A 17,133-nucleotide genomic window follows, 5' to 3' on the forward strand; every position below is an offset into this window, starting at 1 on the left:
CTTGGTTGGACAGGTCCCGGGCCTAGCGTCGGCGGGCGGGCACGGTCTCGTAGCGGGTGGTTTTCTTCTCTTCGGTTACCACGGTGGGGTGGTCGCCAGTGCCTTTCTCTACGGCGTCGGCCTGCTTTTCGAGGTTATGCGCTTTGGCTTCGGCATCGGCCCGCACTTGTTTGGCATCGGCGCGGGCGCGCTCGGCGTCGGCTTTGGCCTGGGCTTCCACGGCGTCCTGGCGGGCGCTGTCGGCCTGGCGTTGTTTTTCTTGTTCCTGGCTGCAGCCTCCCAAAAGCAAGCCGGCAGCGAGTAAATAGGTGAGGCGGTTAGTCATATGCGTGGTGCCGGAGGCGGCGTAAGGTGAGATAGCGCGTGTACGAATTGGCACCGCTAAATGTTGATTAAGCGATACACCAGCGGAGCCACCAGCCGGTGGGCATGGTCCACCCCCTGGTTGTTACCCATATGACGAGCGCAGGACTCCACGTCCGCTTTATATCTTTCTTTATATGTGTTACGGTTTGGGCACTCGCTGCCGCGCCAGATTGTGCTTTGCCCAGCCGGCAAGCACGTGAGTTCGGACGTACTTGCTCACTATTTCCGCTTCGTAGCTTTTGGTGTAGCGAACGTTGCGGTTTAGCAACGCGATGGTTCCTGCAAGGCTGGCAACGATGGCTACCACCGGAAAGGCTGCCGCCGGCTAGTCGTACAAATAGGCATGCCGGCGTTTGGGCGCGGCGGGCGCGGGCTCTCCCAGCATTTCCAGCAGGGTGCTTTCTATCATGTGGTTCATGGTGTTCAGGGCCAAATCGTTGGGGCCGGTGCCGAAAGGCTCTTCAATCTCGCGCACAATGGCATCGAGGGCCATAAACGTGTAGCCCACGAAGGTCACCACCAGCGGCATCATCCAGCCGATGCTGTCGACGAGGCCAAACGGCAGCAGGAAGCAGTAGAGGTAGGTGGTGCGGTGCAGCATCACGCGGTAGGTGTACGGGATGGGCGTGCCAGCCAGGCGCTCGCAGCCGCCCACAATGTCGGACAGCTGGTTGAAATTGTGGTCGAAGGCCAGCTGCGTGTTGGTGTCGAGCTGGCCGGCCGCCACCCCCTGCTGCACCCAGCGGCCCATTTCCAGCAGCAGCATTATGGGCTTATAGGTGGCCTGCTGCACGGCCTGGGCCAGCGGCGCGGGCAGTAGCCGGGCCAGGTCGGGCGCGGCATCGGTGTGGCGCAGCTGGTGCTTGAGGGCATAAGTGAAAGCCACCAGCAGCTGCACAAACGCAGCAGTGGACGTGGCCCCGCCGGCCGGCCCGCTCATGGTGAGGGCCTGCCGGGCCAGCGAGCGGGTGGTGTTCAGCAGCGCCCCCCACTGCTTGCGGCCTTCCCAGAATCGGTCGTAGCTGGCGTTATTGTAAAAGCCCAGGAAGATGGCCAGCGTGATGCCGAACAAGGGGAAGGCCGAGGCGTTGAGCGGAATCTTGTACTGCAGCAGCCGGCCGTGGGCCACCATCACGCCCACCGACAGCAGCAACAGCACCAGCAGCCGCGGCAGTATCTGGGGCAGCACCGAGCCGCGCCACACAAAGAGCAGCCGCAGCCAATTGTCCTTCTCACGAATAATCATGGCCAGGATACGGCGGAAATGCTGTCAGGGCTGCCCCAAACTCCGCCGCTGGCCGCGCCCGGTGCTGGGGCGCCTTAGTGAAACCCTACTATCTTCACCACATGGAATCTTTGCAGCACCGCATCACCACCAATCCGCGCCAGTGCGGCGGCCGCCCATGCATTCGCGGCATGCGCATCCGCGTGGCCGACGTGCTTCAACTCTTTGCCGCCGGCCTCAGCGCCGAGCAGATTCTGGCCGAGATGCCCGACCTCGAAGCCGCTGACCTGCAAGCCGCCCTGCAATACGCGGCCCGCCAGCTCGACTACCCGCGCCTGGCCGCATGACCGCATGACCGCATGACCATCTGGATTGACGCGCACCTCTCGCCGCTCATCGCAGCCTGGATAAAGTGGAAATTCCCCGTTGAGGCCATACCCCTGCGCACGCTGGGCCTGCGCGATGCCGAGGACGAAGAAATATTCCGGGCTGCCAAAGCCGCCGGGGCCGAACGATGACTAGTGTTTCCCTAACGGTGCGTCACCAGCAGCGTGCGCGACAATTCCAGGTACGAGTGATGCGCAAACAGCTTCGTGAGTTGCGGCAGGAACGCCCGAAACACCTCCAATAACTCATTGGAGCTGATGTTGCCCGTGGACACGAGCAGCAGCTTATACGGCTGGCCGTGCAGCAGGAAGCTGTTCACAAAGTCCGCGTCTTTGGTAATGACTACCCGCTTCTCGTCCATCGAAAGCCGGGTGATGCTGCCGTCCTGCGTCTGGTTGGCGGCGGGCAGGTCGAGGGTGTGCAGGCAGTCGCAGCCGGTGTGAAAGGCCAGAAACTGCGCCAGCCGCCGGGGCAGCTGCGCATCGACCAGAAACCGCAGCGGCTCGGCGGTGCTCACGACGCCAGCCGGAAGATGGACCGCACTTGCAGCATGTCGGCCGCGTAGGCCTGGCAGGCGCGCAGGTCCTCGGCTTCCAAATCGGGGTAGTCGGCCAGGATTTCGGCCTCGCTCATGCCGGAGGCCAGGTACTCCAGCACGTTCTGCACCGGGTAGCGCAGGCCGCGCACGGTGGGCTGCCCGTGGCAGATGTTGGGGTCGAGGGTGATGCGCGGGTGCGCCGCTGAAGCTGCCGTTTCCATGTGGCTAAGATACGAAACCGCCTTAGCGGCCGCCACCCACCCGCCCCCAGCACCGCAGCGGCCGAACGATGCTCAGCGTTTCTCGCCATTCCGTGCGAGCTAACCCAAAACCAAACCAGCCGCCCCCGGTACCGGAAGCGGCTGGCTGATGCGATAACCAAACCCTAATACACTTCCTTCTGGAAGCCGAAAGCTCGCAGCACGCCGCGCTGGGCATCCTCGTCGGGGTAGTTGGCCTTGATGCTGCCCACCAGCGAGCTCAGCACCACCCGTAGGGGCGCTTCGAGGGCGTTTTTCTGGCCCACGGCTTCGGAGGCCGCGCCGCGCAGCTCGCCGCTGCCTTTGGCCAGCTGCGCGTACTCGGTGGCGATGGGCTGCCAGAAGGCGAGGCCGAATTTCTTCTTGTCGTACTTGTGGGCGGTGAGGGCGGCCACCAGCTTGCCCAGGGCCAGGGCGCGGGCCGTGCGGGCGGTGGGCAGGCGGAAGTTTTTGCCCTCGCGCACGATGCCGAACTCGGCGTAGTAGGCTTCGCCGCCGTCCTCGTCGTGGTCTTCGGCCAGGTAGCCCTTCACGAAGTTCAGGTTTTTGGCGATGAGCTTGTCGAGCGTTTTCATGCGCTTCGATTGCGGGCTGGCGCCGTCGTTGGCGGCATCGGCCGTGCCCAGGCTGGCGGCGTAGGCAGCGGCCTGGGTGCTGAAGGCGGCCTTGCTCACGAAGAGCAGCGCGGGCAGCTCGGAGGCCAGCCAGGCTTTGGCGGCGGCCATGCCCAGGGTGGCGAGGGCGAGCTGGCTGGTGGGCAATACTTCTTTCTTGTTGCGCTTGGCAGGGGTAGCGGGGGTAGCAGCCGAAGCGTTGGGGTTGGTAGGCGACATGGGCGTTGGGTAAAAGGGTTGGAAATGAAAGAGATTACGCCGTCAATGTATCGCTATTCCCCGTCATTTCCTACCCGCTGTCGCCCCGTAGCTCATTCGGGCAGCGGAATAGCCAAAGGGGCGGCCCCGTAGCACCGTCGGGCACCCGAATGGCCAAAGGGGCGGCCCCGTAGCTCATTCCGCTGCCCGACCGGCCTGCGGGGCCGCCCCGTAGCTCATTCGGGCAGCGGAATGAGCTACGGGGCGGCCCCACGCCCCACGCCGCCCCCGGGGCGAAGGCGGCTGAGAGAAGCTTAGGTTTTTGCTTATCGATGCGTCATCAGCAGGGTACGCGGCAACCCAAGTACAGATAAATATTAATTTATATATTTAGCAAAAGTGTTACCTCACTGGCCTTACTGCTTCTTATTAGCCCTGCTTTATGAAACGCCGCACGTTCTTCGCCCTGCCTCTGGCCTTGCCCGCGATGCCTTCTCTGGCCGCTGTGTTATCGGGGCGCGATGAGGGCCCGACCACCGGCATCCTGGTGCCCGCGGGCCAGGACCGATTCGGCAAAAGCTTCGACTTCCTGGGCGCGCACTTCGACCTGAAGGCATCGGGACAGGATAGCAACGGCGCCATGAGCATCTACGACACCACCCGCTTCGAAAAAGTGGGACCGGCGCTGCACACGCACACCAACCTCGACGAATGGTTCTTCGTAACGGCCGGCGAGTTCAAGTTCCAGGTGGGCACCGAGCTGTTTCACCTCAAGGTCGGCGACTCACTATTTGGCCCGCGCAACGTGCCCCACACGTTTGTGAAAACCAGCGAGGGCCCCGCCCGGCTCGTTATCATGCACGCCCCGGCTGGCACCATGGAAACCTACTTCGCCGAAGCGCGCCAGCTGCAAAACCCCACCCCCGCCGAGCGCGACGCCCTCATGCGCAAGCACGGCATGATACCCGCCGGCCCGCGCCTCTCGCCAGACTGAGGTGCCCCAGCCGCCCCCGACGCGAAGCGGCTGAACGATGCTTAGAGTTTCTCGCTATTCCGCGCGGGTTTCCCCAAAACCAAACCAGCCGCTCCCGGGGCGGAAGTGGCTGGTGAAGCTTAGGACTCAACCAACCTCACCATCTTAAAATCAAAAACGACCCTGTTGGCGTTTATACACCAAAGAACCGGGGTGGCAGCCTTTGCGTTGTCAGGGAAATCCTTATCTGTATCTTCGTTGCCTCTATTTTCAATTGTTCTATGGCTACCCTCGCAACCAACAAGCATGGCCACCTCACAAAAGCGCAGGTAGAAGTGCTACTTGTGCTTGATGATGATACGGGCCAGTACGTAGCTTATTGCCCCGCTTTGGAGCTTTCCTCATATGGCGATACCGAAGCTGAGGCTGAAGCTGCATTTGAAGAAACCCTTCAGTTCTTCATTCAGGACACTGCTGAACGTGGCACTCTTGACCGTTTGCTGTTAGCTTTAGGGTGGCGGCTGGTCAAAAAACCCACCCCTATATATGAGCCTCCGCGACTTTCTGCTGAGGTCCTAAACCGCCCTTCTCGCAGCCGCCGTATCCTCACTGAGCAAGTACTGCTTCCTGCCTAACTCAAATTTTGTGTTGTTCAATAAAAACGGCCGCCCCTACAGAGGCGGCCGTTTTTGTTTCAGTCTTTGGTTCGCTTGCGTTGCGCCTTAGCTGCTTTAGGATTTTGCTGCGCAGTAAGCATCTTTTCAAATTCTGCTTTCGTCACCACATCCGAAGCTTCCAGTGTTGCCAAGTTGGTTTGCATGTGAAGTACCGGAATGTCTTTGTCTTTATCGCGCAAAGTCAGTGTCCGCAGCAATGCCTTTCCGGAACCTTTGGGGAAATCCCAGTGCTGGTGGCTACCTACTGTTCGTACGTATTCTAACCCTAGCAATTTGAGTAGCGCTACGTACTGAGCGAACGGAATAGACTTCACAGGATTTGGATTAGAGAGGTGACATCATGCGCCTCTGATTTTTGGTGTCAGCTATACTCTGAGCCTCTACTTGTTTAGCGGTTTCAGTGGCTAGCTATTTTCAATAAATACTCTCAATACCTCCAACTGCATTCTTATGATGTCGAGGTCTTTGATGGTCATTTCATCTGGCACAATCAACTCTGCCATGCGCTTTTGCGGCAAGGGAATCTGAATTTTTCTTCTATCATCACTAGGAACCTCAACAGGCGTGTAGTGAGTATGCATTTCCTCCCCGTTGTCGCGTCTACGGTTTGGCTCATACCTGTTTGACTCAGAAGGCGGCAGTACTTCTAGTGGTGCCACTTCACGCGTGTGAATGACGTCTTCATCATCTGAATTTTCATCCGCTGGCGCGGCTGCATTTTGCCTAATGACGCCTGAGCCGTCTAGAAGCCCAACCGACTTTGCGCCGTCGATAAAATAGTTAGCTACTGTTGTGGCAGCGACTGAATCCACACCAAACTCCCGCGCCAAGAGCTTACCAAGCATTTCCACAGGCAAAGAATTACCATCAAAACGGTTGGCAAGGTCTCGGAAAACTGTTGGCGTCAAAAATGCGCCTTTCAGAATCTCGTTTTTCTCCTTATCGTCGTACGCTAACTTAATACTCTTATGCAAGGGCGTAACCGCAAGCTGGCCACCGCCAGAAGTTATTAAACCAAATTTAACAGCAGCTCCAATTTGTCCTTTAAAGGTTCCTGTCACCTTTTTACCCATCTTTTGAGCGGCTGACTCTGGTGTGCATTTGCCACCTAAGGACTCTACAGCTTTTGCCAACTCAAGACTCATCTTGAATGATGCGCGCGGGTAATCAAGAAGTTTGGGCATGTGTTTTGGTTTAGTACGCCACAAATATAGACACGGTTACTAGTGCTTGAGTACAAAGAGTCTAAAAACTTCGACCTAACTCGTAATCAATTGTAAAACAGTGCAATATTTTTTAGTGCGCGCAAAGGGTATTTATATCCTCTTTTAGCATTCGTAAAGGCAATTTTTCTATTTGGTAAATGAAAAGGGTCGCCCCATTGAATGGAGCGACCCTTTTTATCATTTGTTCTTTTTAGCTTCCTGCTCTTTCCTCAACGTGCCAAGTAGTTTGTCACTTCTTGTATCTCTGCCATCCGGATTACGAATTGTACCAGGAGCGACGCCAAGCTTCTTCTCGAGGTTTCCGACCTTAATGTCGGACCGAATTTGTCTTGCCATTAGAACTGAATTTTAAGAGTGAATTATTACGCTAGCTATTGAAGGATTCTCTCCCTTACGACCCACACGCCTCGCAGCCTTCCGGGTTATCCAGGGAGCAGGCCATGTCGGACTGGTTTTGCTCCACCAGGGCCAGGGGCTCCAGGGTTTCGGCGGCTTGCTTTTCCACCGTGAACTTGATGGCGTCGGCGGCGGCTTTGGTGCGCAGGTAGTACATGCCCGTTTTCAGGCCGCGCTTCCAGGCGTGGAAGTGCATGCTGGTGAGCTTGCCGAAGTTCACGTTTTGCACGTGCAGGTTCAGGCTCTGGCTCTGGCAGATGTAGGCGCCGCGGTCGGCGGCCTGGTCGATGATGCGGCGCTGCGAAATCTCCCACACCGTCTTGTACAGGTCCTTGATGTGCTGCGGGATGCGCTGGATGTTCTGCACCGAGCCGTTGGCCGCGATGATTTCCTGCTTCATCGCGTCGTTCCACAGGCCCAGGGCCACCAGGTCCTTCAGCAGGTGCTTGTTCACCACCATAAACTCGCCGCTGAGCACGCGCCGCACGTAAATGTTGCTCGTGTAGGGCTCAAACGACTCGTTGTTGCCCAGAATCTGGGCGGTGCTGGCCGTGGGCATGGGCGCCACCAGCAGCGAGTTGCGGGCGCCGTGCTTCACCACCTCGGCGCGCAGGCTTTCCCAGTCCCAGCGGCCCGAGTCGGGCGTCACGCCCCAGAGGTCGAACTGGAACTTGCCCTGGCTGAGGGGCGAGCCGGGGAAGGTCTCGTAGTGCCCGTCCTTGATGGCGAGGTCCTTCGAGGCCGTCATGGCCGCGAAGTAGATGGTTTCGAAAATGTCCTTGTTCAGGCCCGAAGCTTCGTCGCTTTCGAAGGGCATACGCAGGGCAATGAACGTGTCGGCCAGGCCCTGCACGCCCAGCCCGATGGGGCGGTGGCGGAAGTTCGACTTCTGCGTTTCGGGCACCGGGTAGTAGTTCACGTCGATGACCTTGTTCAGGTTCACCGTGGCCTGGTAGGTCACCTCGTACAGCTTCTGGTGGTCGAAGGTGGTGTTGCCCTGGGCGTCGGTCACCAGGTAGCGGGGCAGCGCCAGCGAGGCCAGGTTGCACACGGCAATCTCGTCGGCGTCGGTGTACTCAATAATCTCGGTGCACAGGTTCGAGCTCTTAATCGTGCCCAGGTTCTGCTGGTTCGATTTGCCGTTGGCCGCGTCCTTGAACAGCATGTAGGGCGTGCCCGTCTCGGTCTGGCTTTCCAGGATGGCAAACCACAGCTCCTGCGCCTTGATGGTGCGGCGACCGCGGCCCTCCTTCTCGTACTTACTATAGAGCCGCTCAAACTCCGGGCCCCAGGTGGTGTCCAGGCCGGGGCACTCGTGGGGGCACATCAGCGTCCAGTCGCCGTTTTCCTCCACACGCTTCATGAACAGGTCGGGCGTCCACAGGGCGTAAAACAGGTCGCGGGCGCGCATCTCCTCCTTGCCGTGGTTCTTCTTCAAATCCAGGAACTCGAAGATGTCGGCGTGCCAGGGCTCCAGGTAGATGGCAAAAGCACCCTTGCGCTTGCCGCCGCCCTGGTCCACGTAGCGGGCCGTGTCGTTGAACACCTTCAGCATGGGCACCAAGCCGTTGGAGTTGCCATTCGTGCCCTTGATGTAGGAGCCCGTGGCCCGCACGTTGCTCACCGACAGCCCGATGCCGCCGGCGCTCTGCGAAATCAGCGCGCAGTTCTTCAGCGTGTCGTAAATGCCGTCGATGGAGTCGTCCTTCATCGTGAGCAGGAAGCAGCTCGACATCTGCGGCTTCGGCGTGCCGGCGTTGAAGAGCGTGGGCGTGGCGTGCGTAAACCACCGCTCGCTCAGCAGGTTGTAGGTTTTGATAACCGAATCGATGTCGTCCTTGTGGATGCCCACCGACACGCGCATCAGCATGTGCTGGGGCCGCTCCACCACCTTGCCCTCCAGGCGCAGCAGGTAGCTCCGCTCCAGTGTCTTGAAGCCGAAGAAGTCGTAGTTGTAGTCCCGGTCGTAGATAATGGCCGAGTCCAAGGTGTGGGCATTCTTATGAATCACCTCCCACACGTCGGTGGCGATGAGCGAGGCGTTGTCGCCGTTCTTCGGGTCCTCGTAAGTATACAGCCGCTTCATGGTGCTGCTGAAGGACTTCGAGGTCACCTTGTGCAGGTTGCTCACCGCAATGCGGGCCGCCAGAATGGCGTAATCGGGGTGGCGGGTGGTGAGCGAAGCGGCCGTTTCGGCGGCCAGGTTGTCCAGTTCAATGGTGCTCACGCCATCGTAGATGCCGTCAATCACCTTCTTGGCCACCTCAATGGGCGAGATGTAGTCCTGGTTCAACCCATAGCAAAGCTTCTCGATACGGGCCGTGACTTTGTCAAACTTCACGGATTCGCGGCGGCCGTCGCGTTTAATTACTAGCATACCAGTGGTGTTTGGTTGGGGGATTTTTCGTATAAAAAGCAGCCGGCCCGGACAGGCTCAGCCGCAACTTGTTCAGACAGTTGTGAAAGCGTAATACCAAAGCCGCCGCAGAATGCCGGCCTCGTTTCATTGAATCCCGGAAATTACCTCCTGTGTTTGCGGGGGGCAAACAAAAAATATAGAAGTTTTCCACATACCCTTGTAGCATCGCGCAAACGCCAATTTTGAAGGGCATTATTCACAGCCACGCAGTTTCAACGTATATTGCTTCAATTGACGACAACTCCACCTTCAAATGACAGCAATCCCCTTTCAAACGACCATCGACGCAATGGTGGCATTGCTCGGTGGCCCAGGCGTCATGTCGCAGCCGGTTCGCACCAGCATGGATTTAATTCGGGCCGCTGCTGCCGGGGTTTCGGTGCAAGCTGTGCGCCACTTGCAGCAGCACATGCGCCTCACCAACCGCGAGATGAGCGAAGTATTGTCCATCTCCGAAAGCACCCTCACGCGCCGCGAACAAGCAAAAGGCAACCTCACCCGCGACGAATCAGAGAAGGCCATCCAGCTTTCGGCCGTAGTGGCCAAAGGCCTAGAAGTTTTTGAGAACGAGCTGGACTTTCACCGCTGGCTGCAACAGGAAAACCCAGCCTTGGGCGGCGAGCGGCCCCAAGCATTGCTGTCGTCAGCGTTGGGCCGCGAGCAGGTGCGCGAGATTCTGGGTAGAATTCAATGGGGTATTTTTTCTTAAAACCTATTTTCACTTCAGGGTAAGAAATGCTTTGCCGAAATAGTATACCCTTCATAACGTTGCGATTATGAAACTGTACCGTTTCGGCAAGCAGCCGTACATCAACGACCTCACGGGCCAGGGCGGCCTCTACCACAGCGGCCGTTGGCACCAGCAGGGCACACCCATCCTCTACACCGCCGAGCACCTGTCGCTGGCGAAGCTGGAGATGCTGGCCAACTCGCCGGTGCTGCCCGTCAACTACTTCGTCCTGACGCTAGCAGTACCCGATGATGCTCCAGTGAAACTAGTTAGTCCAGCCGATTTGCCGCCCGACTGGTTCGGACTCCCCTATCCTTCTGAACTAGCAGCCATCACGGAAGAATGGATTCAGGAAGGCAGATTCTGGTTGATGCGCGTGCCCTCTGCCCACTCGCCCACCGAATGGAACTACCTGATTAACCCCTTGCATCCCGACCATTCGCAGCTACGCATCGTGTCAGTAGAGCCACACCCATTTGATGCGCGGTTGAAATAAAAGGCACAATAAAAAGCACAAAAAAGCCCGCCGCTATCGAAGCAGAGCGGGCTTTTCTGTTCGAATGGATTGCCTTAGCGGCTCGCCGTGCCCGCGGGCCCCGGCTGGCAGGTCAGTATTACACTGATATCAATAGACTTGGCGATATTATTCCGCACCAATGCCGGGATTTTAATCTTGTAGTCGGCCGGGGCCACGCTGAACTTGGACGTCACCACCAGGTCGTTGCCGCGTAGCTGCAAGGTGCCCGGCACGCGCACCTTTCGCTTCACGTTGTGAATGGTGAGTTGGCCCTGCACGTACACCGGTTGCGGGCCGCTGCGGAACTGGTCCTCGGTGGGCCTGGTCACCAGCGTACCCGTGAAGCGCGCCCGCGGGTACTTCTCGCTCTCGGCGTAGTTCTCGTTGAAATGCTCCTGCATCAGCGAGTTCTTGAACTGGAAGTCCTTCATCAGCATCGAAAACGCCAACTGCCCGCTGCTCAAATCGAAGATGGCAGCCACCCGCGAGTTCAGCGCCTCAATGTCCTCCAGCGGCGCGGTGGAGAAGAAAGTGGTTTGGCCGCTGGCCGTGGTGTAGCGCTGGAGCATGGCGGCGGTAGGCGCCACCGCGGCGGCCGTAGCAGGCGTTTGGGCATAAACCTCGGGCGCCCCCACCCCCAGCAGCAGGATAAGTAACGTTTTTTTCATGCGATGAAAGGAATGAAATAGTGAGAATGAGGAAGTAAGCACCAAACACAGAAGGCCCCGCGCGGCGCGCGGGGCCTTCTGGTCAGCAACTCGTCAAAGTCATTATGGGAGTTGCCTAGCAGTCCGCTTTTTATTATCGAGACCTAGAAGTCCTCGTCGAGCGAGAACACGTTGTCGTTGCGCTCGCTCATCACGCCGGCTTTCTGGTACTCGGCCACGCGCTTCTCGAAGAAGTTGGTTTTGCCCTGCACCGAAATCATCTCCATGAAATCGAAGGGGTTGGTGGCGTTGTAAATCTTGGGGCAGCCCAGCGACACCAGCAGGCGGTCGGCCACAAACTCGATGTATTGCGACATCGACTTGGCATTCATGCCAATCAAACTCACGGGCAGCGCGTCGGTCACGAACTCCTGCTCAATCGTCACCGCGTCGCGGATGATGCTCTGCACCCGCTCCGTGCTCAGCTTGTTCTGCAAATAGCTGTAGAGCAGGCAGGCAAAGTCGCAGTGCAGGCCTTCGTCGCGCGAAATCAACTCGTTTGAGAAGGTAAGGCCCGGCATCAGGCCGCGCTTTTTCAGCCAGAAAATGGAGCAGAACGAGCCCGAGAAGAAGATGCCTTCCACGGCCGCGAAGGCGATGAGGCGCTCGGCGAAGTTCTCCGAGTTAATCCACTTCAGCGCCCACTCGCCTTTCTTCTGCACGGCGGGCACGGTTTCGAGGGCGTTGAAGAGGTAATCCTTTTCCTTGGGGTCTTTGATGTAGGTGTCAATCAGCAGCGAATACGTCTCGCTGTGAATGTTTTCCATCATAATCTGGAAGCCGTAGAAGCAGCGCGCCTCGGGCATCTGCACCTCCTGCATGAAGTTCACGGCCAGGTTCTCGTTCACGATGCCATCGGAGGCGGCAAAAAAGGCCAGCACGTGCTTGATGAAGTGGCGCTCGTTGTCGTTCAGGCTGTTCCAGTCTTTCTGGTCCTGGCTCAGGTCGATTTCCTCGGCCGTCCAGAACGAGGCCTGCGACTTCTTGTAGTACTGCCACACCTCATCGTTCTGGATGGGAAATAGCACGAAGCGGTTGGGGTTTTCGGCGAGGAGCGGTTCCATAATATCTCGGGGCTTGATGGCGGTTTTCGGCGTGGAAGACGGCAGGCTAACCCCAACGTTCGGACAGATGTTTGGCCCAAACGTCAGAAACGCGGCCGGCCTTCCAACACCAAATATAGGCCGGCCCAGCAGGCCGATTGCCCACCCGATTAGCTTTTTTATTCGCTCTTTTTTAGCTAAGTCCGGATTTTTTTCAGGCCACTTGCAAAGGTTTTCACCGGTTTTCTTAGCCGGACCGGGCAGAGAAATACGCTTCTAAATCAGGCGTTTCAATGCCACTTATCCACATTCGCCTTGTGGATAAACCCACTTGTCCCCAAACGGACTGTTTTTAGGTCCAGTTCACGTTGTTTTTTAATCTGGGCTTAATCTGCGCTTCACCGGCCGGGAGGCGCTTTGGAGCGGGCAGCTGGCGGCCAGCCAATGATGATTAAGAACTTAGGTTTGGATTTCCCAAATCAAAGTCGTACTTTTGCCTTCCCATTTCAGAAAAACCCGCGAAAGCTGATGTACGCAATTGTTAACATAGCTGGCCAGCAGACCAAGGTTGAGGCCAACAAATTCGTTTACGCTCACAAACTGGCCGGCAATGTTGGCGACGTCGTAACGCTGGGCAACGCCCTGCTGACCGATGACAACGGCACCATCACCGTTGGCGCTCCCGAGTTGAACGTAGCCGTAACCGGCACCATCCTCGCCCACGTAAAAGGCGACAAAGTTCTGGTCTTCAAGAAGAAGCGCCGCAAAGGCTACCAGAAAATGAACGGCCACCGTCAGTCGTTCACCAAAGTAATGATTAACAGCATCGGTTAGAAATTTTGAGTTGTGAGGGTTGAGGGTTGAATGAGTCGCTTGCTCATCGCCTTTCTAACACTCAACACTCAAACCTCAACCCTTATAACTTTAGAATACCATGGCTCACAAGAAAGGTGTCGGCTCGTCCAACAACGGCCGCGAATCGCATTCGAAACGTCTCGGCGTAAAAATCTTTGGCGGCCAGGCTCTGGTTGCTGGCAACATCATCGTGCGTCAGCGCGGTACCAAGCACCACCCCGGCGCTAACGTGGGCATGGGCAAGGACCACACGCTGTTCGCTCTCGTCGACGGTGAAGTGCAGTTCCGCAAGGGCCGCAAAGACCGTTCGCTCGTGACGGTTGTTCCCCGCGAAGTAGTTTCGATTCCGGCTTAATTGCCCATCGACAAAAAGTAAAAAGGGCTGCTCTTACCGGGCAGCCCTTTTGGCGTTATGGTTCCCCGACGGGTTTAGGGCTGCCCGGTTTTGGCCGCGCGGGGCTGGTTGACGAAGTAAACCCGCAGGTTGACTTGCGCGGCTACGTCCCAGGGTGGGCTGGTAATGGCTTCAGCCGAGTAAGCCGGGGGCGCTTCAATGCCGAGGCCGGCATTGAGGTCGTAGAGCAGGCGGCGGCCGGGCCCGCGGTGCTGCGTGCCGCACAGCACAAACAGGGCGGGCGTGATGCGCCCGACGCTCAGCCCCCGGCCCCGCCGCCCGCGCCGGCCGCTAATTTGGGCCAGTTCGGTGCTGGCTTCCAGGGCTACGTAATTGCCCCACGGCTCGGAGCCGACCGAGGATGCGGCGGGCTGGTTGAAGTAGTAGCGAGTGCCTAGGCTTATGCTGGTACCGGGCGTGGGCAGCAGTGGCGAGCCGCGCCGGCCCCGCGGTGCCCGGCCGGCCGAAATATCGGCTTCGGCCTGCGCGTAGGCACTGAACCGGGGCCTCAGGCGATATTCGAGGCCGAACGAGAGGGGCAATAGCAGCTGCCAGCTACGGGCATCGGGCAGATAGAAAAGGTGGGTAAGGCGCAGACCGCTTTTCAGGAGTAGCCGGGGGCTGGAGGCTGAAACTGGTGAAGCCGCAACGGGGGCGGTTTGGGCCAGTGCGGGTGCCATCAGCCCGGGCAGCAACCCCATGCTCAACACCAAAGCGCACAACCGACGAGTAAACAATGGCATTGGGATGAGAGAAGCAAAGCAGTTGAAAACCCGATTCCGGCCTGAGCGAGTAATTTACTAATTTACAGCCCACAAGCAATATGGGGCTTATATCCCGGTCATCGCAACGGTGGCTGGCTGAGCGCCGGCCCACACCCGGCCTACCGCCCAAAATACACGCCGAGATTGAGTTGGGTGGTGATATTGAGGTTGCTGTTGTTGGGGGTGTAGCCGAGGTAAGAATCGCTGCGGTACGGCCCCAGGCCGATGCCCGCGTTCAAATCGAAGAGGAAATTGCGGCTCAGCCGGCGCTGCATGCCCCACACGGCGTTGAGGCTGGGGGCTACATCGTTGCGCAAGCCGGCGCGCTGGCGCAGCTCGGTGTGGGCTTCGAGGGCCAGGTAGTTGCCCACGAAAGCGCCGTGGGGCCGGTTGTGACGCTCGCGGCCGGCCTGGTTGTAATAATAACGCGCGCCGATGCCCAGCCCGCCGGCTGGAATCGCGAAGTTGCCATCGCCGCCATGCGTGTTGTTTTTGAAAAGCCGAAAGTCAGCATCGGCTTGGCCGTAAAGCGTGAATTTGGAGCTAAGAGCGTATTCGGCCCCCACCGAGAGGGGCAGGCGCGCCGACAGGCCGTAGTAGCCGGTGTAGCGGAGGGCGCGGCCGGCGTTCAGGCCCACTTTTAGCAGCAGCCTATCAGCGGTGGTTTCGGTGGGAACGGTAGCAGCGGGGGCCGTCTGGCCCTGGCTATACAGGGTGCCGGCCAGTACCAGCAGGCCGAGCAAAAGTGAACGAATGAGGAGCATAACGAAACAAGTAGCTGATGTGGAAATTCATCAGCTTAGATTCGGGGGCTGCTCATTTCGTTGCATCAATCAGCTTGCCGCGGGCAAACTCAGGCGATAGAGTACCGGTTTGCTCGGGCTGGCATCGAGCTCCAGGCTGGTGATTTGAATATTGAGCAGGTAGAGGCCGTCTTCTACTTCATTGGGCACAAAGATGAGTTCGGTGATGGTAGCCTCGCGGCGCGGCTGAGCGGGATACTGCCAGAAAGCGTGGTGGGCCAGGAGTTGGCCGGCGTCCTCTTCGCGGTCGACGCTGGGCAGGTCGAGCAGCAGGTGTTGAATCTGGTATTCGACCAGCCACTCGGCCAGCGCGGGCTCGATGTAGGTGGGGTTGGTACCGGAGTAGTGGCGGTAGCGCTTGGCGGCCTCGTTAGGCAACGTGCGCAGGACGAGGGCTTCGGGCAGCGCGCGGTCGGGCTGCGCCATGAGGGCAGCCTGTACATCGGCCAGCATTACCACCAGGTCGCCGTTGGGCTGGGGCCGCGGGGCCACGCTCACCAGCCGGGCCACAAACAGGAAGCGGCGCAGGCACTGGTTGAGCGTGATGGCCGGGTCGGGCGAGATGTGGCCGTAGCATTCGGTGTGCGTGCCGTTGCCGTGGGGCGTGACGTGCACGCGCTGGTAATTGGTGCTGCCGCCCAGTGCCACGCTGCCCACAAAGCTGCCCACGCGAATGGTATCGAACTGCACGGGCTCGGCCCAGAAGCAGTTCACCTGGTCATCGCCGGGGGCCAGGGGCAGGGAAATATCGAGGGGCGCGGCGGGGTCGTAGGTGTAGGTGCGGCCGGCAAAGGGATAGGTGGGAAGCACTTGGCGAAGGTGTTAAGGGTGAGTTGGTGCCGATGGCGCAGCTTGCGCGACGGGAGAAACAGCAGAAGCTTCAGCAGCAAGTTGGTTCAGAATCCGGCTGATTGCGGCGGCTTGGCTGATGATAATCAGGTGGCCGCCGGGCAAAATGTACTGGCTGCGCGCGGCTCCGGCGGGCAGCAGCCGGTCCTCGGCGCCGTGGATGCGAATGGCCGCCGGCGATGTGCAGCCCGGCCACTGCAGAAGCTGCGCAATGGCCCAGCGTGTGAATCCCGGGTCGGTATCGTGCAGAATCTGACGGAGCAATTGGTAATCGCGGCCGTTTCTCACGCCAAAAAGCCACTTGGCTACGCGCGGCAGCCGGGGCAGCAGCTGTGGCGGCACCAACTGGTACAAGCCCGTGATTCGAGCCAATTTACCAACCCACGGCAGTTCCGATGGCCCCGCGAAACTGGAGATGAGCACTGCCCGCGCCAACGGACGCAGCCGCGCCAGCTCCAGCGCCAAAACGCCCCCGAAGGAAACCCCCACCAGCCAACAGGCCTGTTCCGACGGAACCGCTGCCGCAAGGCGAGCCGCATAGTGTGGCAAGTCTTCGGCGGCATTCTGCGGTGGCAGCCAGCGCAGTACGTGCACTTCGCCCTGCAAGCGCAGGAACTGAAATACCCGTTCATCGGCCCCGAGGCCGGGAATGAGGTAAAAAACGGGCAGCGAAGCAGCCATCAATCCACCCTACATATCGAGGCGCACGAACACGCCTTCGAGGTAGAAAATGTTGTGGGGCTGCGGGTCATCGTCATCCAGTTCGCCATCCTCGGTGGCGGGGTAAGTGACGGACAGTTTCAGGGCCACGCTGGGCAGGGGCACGGGCGGGCGGTCGTCGGAATTGTATTCGAGCAGGGCGGGCCACTCCTGGGCGGCCAGGGCGTCGGCTACTTCCTCCTGCAGGGCTCCGGCGCGGGTGTGGGCCAGGCTCAGGAGCGTATCGAGGGCTTTAAAGGGCAGCGCGAGGTGAAAAAAATGGGTGTCGTTATCAAAAAACGTGGTGGCCCACACGGTCACGTCGTCGGTGTTGTCGAAGACAATGGCCACGACGTGAATCTGCTCCACAAAGAAGTCGGCGTCGTCGGCAATGCTGTCGCTCAGTAGCTTGACCACAGATTTAGTGGATTGTATGGGGTGAAACGGATTTGTTGTGGTTCCGCACAAATGTAGATTGAAGTCGCCAGGCCTA

Annotated in this window: 23 protein-coding genes; 8 read left to right on the forward strand and 15 right to left on the reverse strand. The window is 58.9% G+C overall.

Annotation, left to right across the window (positions count from 1 at the left end):
• Window positions 1-22: 22 nt before the first annotated feature.
• Window positions 23-325 carry a hypothetical protein gene (locus tag ACYU7Q_RS18160; RefSeq protein WP_460610844.1) on the reverse strand — a complete coding sequence of 101 codons (303 nt, stop codon included), beginning with the start codon at window positions 323-325 and terminating at the stop codon, window positions 23-25.
• Window positions 326-691: 366 nt separating this feature from the next.
• Window positions 692-1,612, reverse strand: a complete 921-nt coding sequence (locus ACYU7Q_RS18165) for a bestrophin family protein (RefSeq protein ID WP_460610846.1) — start codon at window positions 1,610-1,612, stop codon at window positions 692-694.
• A 101-nt stretch (window positions 1,613-1,713) separates the two neighbouring features.
• On the opposite strand from ACYU7Q_RS18165, the gene ACYU7Q_RS18170 reads away from it, so the two are divergent.
• Window positions 1,714-1,938 carry a DUF433 domain-containing protein gene (locus ACYU7Q_RS18170; protein WP_460610847.1) on the forward strand — a complete coding sequence of 75 codons (225 nt, stop codon included), beginning with the start codon at window positions 1,714-1,716 and terminating at the stop codon, window positions 1,936-1,938.
• 12 nt (window positions 1,939-1,950) lie between these two features.
• Window positions 1,951-2,109: a DUF5615 family PIN-like protein gene (locus ACYU7Q_RS18175; RefSeq protein ID WP_460610848.1), complete on the forward strand. Its 159-nt coding sequence runs from the start codon at window positions 1,951-1,953 to the stop codon at window positions 2,107-2,109.
• Between the two features lie 11 nt (window positions 2,110-2,120).
• Here ACYU7Q_RS18175 and ACYU7Q_RS18180 read toward each other — a convergent pair whose 3' ends face one another.
• The 3 genes from ACYU7Q_RS18180 to ACYU7Q_RS18190 all read right to left on the reverse strand — a co-directional run bounded on the left by ACYU7Q_RS18180 (window position 2,121) and on the right by ACYU7Q_RS18190 (window position 3,609).
• Window positions 2,121-2,495 (reverse strand): DUF5615 family PIN-like protein, encoded by a 375-nt coding sequence (locus tag ACYU7Q_RS18180; RefSeq protein WP_460610849.1) that lies wholly within the window; start codon window positions 2,493-2,495, stop codon window positions 2,121-2,123.
• A complete protein-coding gene (locus ACYU7Q_RS18185) occupies window positions 2,492-2,737 on the reverse strand; it encodes a DUF433 domain-containing protein (protein ID WP_460610850.1) in 246 nt (81 codons plus the stop codon). Before ACYU7Q_RS18185 ends, ACYU7Q_RS18180 begins: the two co-directional genes overlap by 4 nt.
• Before the next feature lie 164 nt (window positions 2,738-2,901).
• Window positions 2,902-3,609 (reverse strand): hypothetical protein, encoded by a 708-nt coding sequence (locus ACYU7Q_RS18190; RefSeq protein WP_460610851.1) that lies wholly within the window; start codon window positions 3,607-3,609, stop codon window positions 2,902-2,904.
• 421 nt (window positions 3,610-4,030) lie between these two features.
• Between ACYU7Q_RS18190 and ACYU7Q_RS18195 the strand changes: the two genes are divergently transcribed.
• Together ACYU7Q_RS18195 and ACYU7Q_RS18200 are read left to right on the forward strand one after the other, a co-directional pair.
• Window positions 4,031-4,582: a cupin domain-containing protein gene (locus ACYU7Q_RS18195; RefSeq protein WP_460610852.1), complete on the forward strand. Its 552-nt coding sequence runs from the start codon at window positions 4,031-4,033 to the stop codon at window positions 4,580-4,582.
• A gap of 260 nt (window positions 4,583-4,842) precedes the next feature.
• On the forward strand, window positions 4,843-5,196 hold the full coding sequence (locus ACYU7Q_RS18200; RefSeq protein ID WP_460610853.1) for a hypothetical protein: 354 nt from the start codon (window positions 4,843-4,845) through the stop codon (window positions 5,194-5,196).
• A gap of 59 nt (window positions 5,197-5,255) precedes the next feature.
• Here ACYU7Q_RS18200 and ACYU7Q_RS18205 read toward each other — a convergent pair whose 3' ends face one another.
• The 3 genes from ACYU7Q_RS18205 to ACYU7Q_RS18215 form a co-directional block, all read right to left on the reverse strand.
• Complete coding sequence (locus ACYU7Q_RS18205) at window positions 5,256-5,552, reverse strand: hypothetical protein (RefSeq protein WP_460610854.1); 297 nt, start codon at window positions 5,550-5,552, stop codon at window positions 5,256-5,258.
• A gap of 90 nt (window positions 5,553-5,642) precedes the next feature.
• Window positions 5,643-6,422 carry a hypothetical protein gene (locus ACYU7Q_RS18210; protein ID WP_460610855.1) on the reverse strand — a complete coding sequence of 260 codons (780 nt, stop codon included), beginning with the start codon at window positions 6,420-6,422 and terminating at the stop codon, window positions 5,643-5,645.
• Between the two features lie 433 nt (window positions 6,423-6,855).
• Window positions 6,856-9,237, reverse strand: a complete 2,382-nt coding sequence (locus tag ACYU7Q_RS18215) for a ribonucleoside-diphosphate reductase large subunit (protein ID WP_460610856.1) — start codon at window positions 9,235-9,237, stop codon at window positions 6,856-6,858.
• Window positions 9,238-9,532: 295 nt separating this feature from the next.
• On the opposite strand from ACYU7Q_RS18215, the gene parS reads away from it, so the two are divergent.
• Window positions 9,533-9,988, forward strand: a complete 456-nt coding sequence (gene parS / locus ACYU7Q_RS18220) for a type II RES/Xre toxin-antitoxin system antitoxin (protein WP_460610857.1) — start codon at window positions 9,533-9,535, stop codon at window positions 9,986-9,988.
• A 67-nt stretch (window positions 9,989-10,055) separates the two neighbouring features.
• Window positions 10,056-10,505 carry an RES family NAD+ phosphorylase gene (locus ACYU7Q_RS18225; protein WP_460610858.1) on the forward strand — a complete coding sequence of 150 codons (450 nt, stop codon included), beginning with the start codon at window positions 10,056-10,058 and terminating at the stop codon, window positions 10,503-10,505.
• A gap of 74 nt (window positions 10,506-10,579) precedes the next feature.
• Here ACYU7Q_RS18225 and ACYU7Q_RS18230 read toward each other — a convergent pair whose 3' ends face one another.
• Together ACYU7Q_RS18230 and ACYU7Q_RS18235 are read right to left on the reverse strand one after the other, a co-directional pair.
• Window positions 10,580-11,194, reverse strand: a complete 615-nt coding sequence (locus ACYU7Q_RS18230) for a YceI family protein (RefSeq protein ID WP_460610859.1) — start codon at window positions 11,192-11,194, stop codon at window positions 10,580-10,582.
• A gap of 143 nt (window positions 11,195-11,337) precedes the next feature.
• Window positions 11,338-12,297 carry a ribonucleoside-diphosphate reductase small subunit gene (locus ACYU7Q_RS18235; RefSeq protein ID WP_198075547.1) on the reverse strand — a complete coding sequence of 320 codons (960 nt, stop codon included), beginning with the start codon at window positions 12,295-12,297 and terminating at the stop codon, window positions 11,338-11,340.
• A gap of 507 nt (window positions 12,298-12,804) precedes the next feature.
• Here ACYU7Q_RS18235 and rplU point away from each other — a divergent pair.
• Together rplU and rpmA are read left to right on the forward strand one after the other, a co-directional pair.
• Window positions 12,805-13,110, forward strand: a complete 306-nt coding sequence (gene rplU / locus ACYU7Q_RS18240; protein ID WP_198069310.1) for a 50S ribosomal protein L21 — start codon at window positions 12,805-12,807, stop codon at window positions 13,108-13,110.
• 100 nt (window positions 13,111-13,210) lie between these two features.
• On the forward strand, window positions 13,211-13,486 hold the full coding sequence (gene rpmA / locus ACYU7Q_RS18245) for a bL27 family ribosomal protein (RefSeq protein ID WP_460610860.1): 276 nt from the start codon (window positions 13,211-13,213) through the stop codon (window positions 13,484-13,486).
• A gap of 74 nt (window positions 13,487-13,560) precedes the next feature.
• Here rpmA and ACYU7Q_RS18250 read toward each other — a convergent pair whose 3' ends face one another.
• From ACYU7Q_RS18250 to ACYU7Q_RS18270, 5 genes are all read right to left on the reverse strand, one after another.
• Window positions 13,561-14,268 (reverse strand): hypothetical protein, encoded by a 708-nt coding sequence (locus ACYU7Q_RS18250; RefSeq protein WP_460610861.1) that lies wholly within the window; start codon window positions 14,266-14,268, stop codon window positions 13,561-13,563.
• A 140-nt stretch (window positions 14,269-14,408) separates the two neighbouring features.
• Window positions 14,409-15,053, reverse strand: coding sequence for a hypothetical protein (locus ACYU7Q_RS18255; protein WP_460610862.1), 645 nt, complete (start codon window positions 15,051-15,053; stop codon window positions 14,409-14,411).
• A 69-nt stretch (window positions 15,054-15,122) separates the two neighbouring features.
• Window positions 15,123-15,902, reverse strand: a complete 780-nt coding sequence (locus ACYU7Q_RS18260) for a cyclase family protein (RefSeq protein ID WP_460610864.1) — start codon at window positions 15,900-15,902, stop codon at window positions 15,123-15,125.
• Window positions 15,903-15,914: 12 nt separating this feature from the next.
• The gene (locus ACYU7Q_RS18265) at window positions 15,915-16,622 is read right to left on the reverse strand and encodes an alpha/beta fold hydrolase (RefSeq protein ID WP_460610865.1); all 708 of its coding nucleotides are present in this window, start codon (window positions 16,620-16,622) and stop codon (window positions 15,915-15,917) included.
• Window positions 16,623-16,631: 9 nt separating this feature from the next.
• Window positions 16,632-17,057, reverse strand: coding sequence for a hypothetical protein (locus tag ACYU7Q_RS18270; RefSeq protein WP_460610866.1), 426 nt, complete (start codon window positions 17,055-17,057; stop codon window positions 16,632-16,634).
• Window positions 17,058-17,133: the final 76 nt, after the last annotated feature.

It is taken from the genome of Hymenobacter terrigena (genome assembly GCF_054776515.1).

Bases quoted from the DNA above. Each gene is read 5' to 3' on its own strand.
- ACYU7Q_RS18160 (WP_460610844.1), bottom strand. From the start codon at position 325: ATGACTAACCGCCTCACCTATTTACTCGCTGCCGGCTTGCTTTTGGGA.
- ACYU7Q_RS18165 (WP_460610846.1), bottom strand. From the start codon at position 1,612: ATGATTATTCGTGAGAAGGACAATTGGCTGCGGCTGCTCTTTGTGTGG.
- ACYU7Q_RS18170 (WP_460610847.1), top strand. From the start codon at position 1,714: ATGGAATCTTTGCAGCACCGCATCACCACCAATCCGCGCCAGTGCGGC.
- ACYU7Q_RS18175 (WP_460610848.1), top strand. From the start codon at position 1,951: ATGACCATCTGGATTGACGCGCACCTCTCGCCGCTCATCGCAGCCTGG.
- ACYU7Q_RS18185 (WP_460610850.1), bottom strand. From the start codon at position 2,737: ATGGAAACGGCAGCTTCAGCGGCGCACCCGCGCATCACCCTCGACCCC.
- ACYU7Q_RS18190 (WP_460610851.1), bottom strand. From the start codon at position 3,609: ATGTCGCCTACCAACCCCAACGCTTCGGCTGCTACCCCCGCTACCCCT.
- ACYU7Q_RS18195 (WP_460610852.1), top strand. From the start codon at position 4,031: ATGAAACGCCGCACGTTCTTCGCCCTGCCTCTGGCCTTGCCCGCGATG.
- ACYU7Q_RS18200 (WP_460610853.1), top strand. From the start codon at position 4,843: ATGGCTACCCTCGCAACCAACAAGCATGGCCACCTCACAAAAGCGCAG.
- ACYU7Q_RS18210 (WP_460610855.1), bottom strand. From the start codon at position 6,422: ATGCCCAAACTTCTTGATTACCCGCGCGCATCATTCAAGATGAGTCTT.
- ACYU7Q_RS18215 (WP_460610856.1), bottom strand. From the start codon at position 9,237: ATGCTAGTAATTAAACGCGACGGCCGCCGCGAATCCGTGAAGTTTGAC.
- parS (WP_460610857.1), top strand. From the start codon at position 9,533: ATGACAGCAATCCCCTTTCAAACGACCATCGACGCAATGGTGGCATTG.
- ACYU7Q_RS18225 (WP_460610858.1), top strand. From the start codon at position 10,056: ATGAAACTGTACCGTTTCGGCAAGCAGCCGTACATCAACGACCTCACG.
- ACYU7Q_RS18230 (WP_460610859.1), bottom strand. From the start codon at position 11,194: ATGAAAAAAACGTTACTTATCCTGCTGCTGGGGGTGGGGGCGCCCGAG.
- ACYU7Q_RS18235 (WP_198075547.1), bottom strand. From the start codon at position 12,297: ATGGAACCGCTCCTCGCCGAAAACCCCAACCGCTTCGTGCTATTTCCC.
- rplU (WP_198069310.1), top strand. From the start codon at position 12,805: ATGTACGCAATTGTTAACATAGCTGGCCAGCAGACCAAGGTTGAGGCC.
- rpmA (WP_460610860.1), top strand. From the start codon at position 13,211: ATGGCTCACAAGAAAGGTGTCGGCTCGTCCAACAACGGCCGCGAATCG.
- ACYU7Q_RS18250 (WP_460610861.1), bottom strand. From the start codon at position 14,268: ATGCCATTGTTTACTCGTCGGTTGTGCGCTTTGGTGTTGAGCATGGGG.
- ACYU7Q_RS18255 (WP_460610862.1), bottom strand. From the start codon at position 15,053: ATGCTCCTCATTCGTTCACTTTTGCTCGGCCTGCTGGTACTGGCCGGC.
- ACYU7Q_RS18265 (WP_460610865.1), bottom strand. From the start codon at position 16,622: ATGGCTGCTTCGCTGCCCGTTTTTTACCTCATTCCCGGCCTCGGGGCC.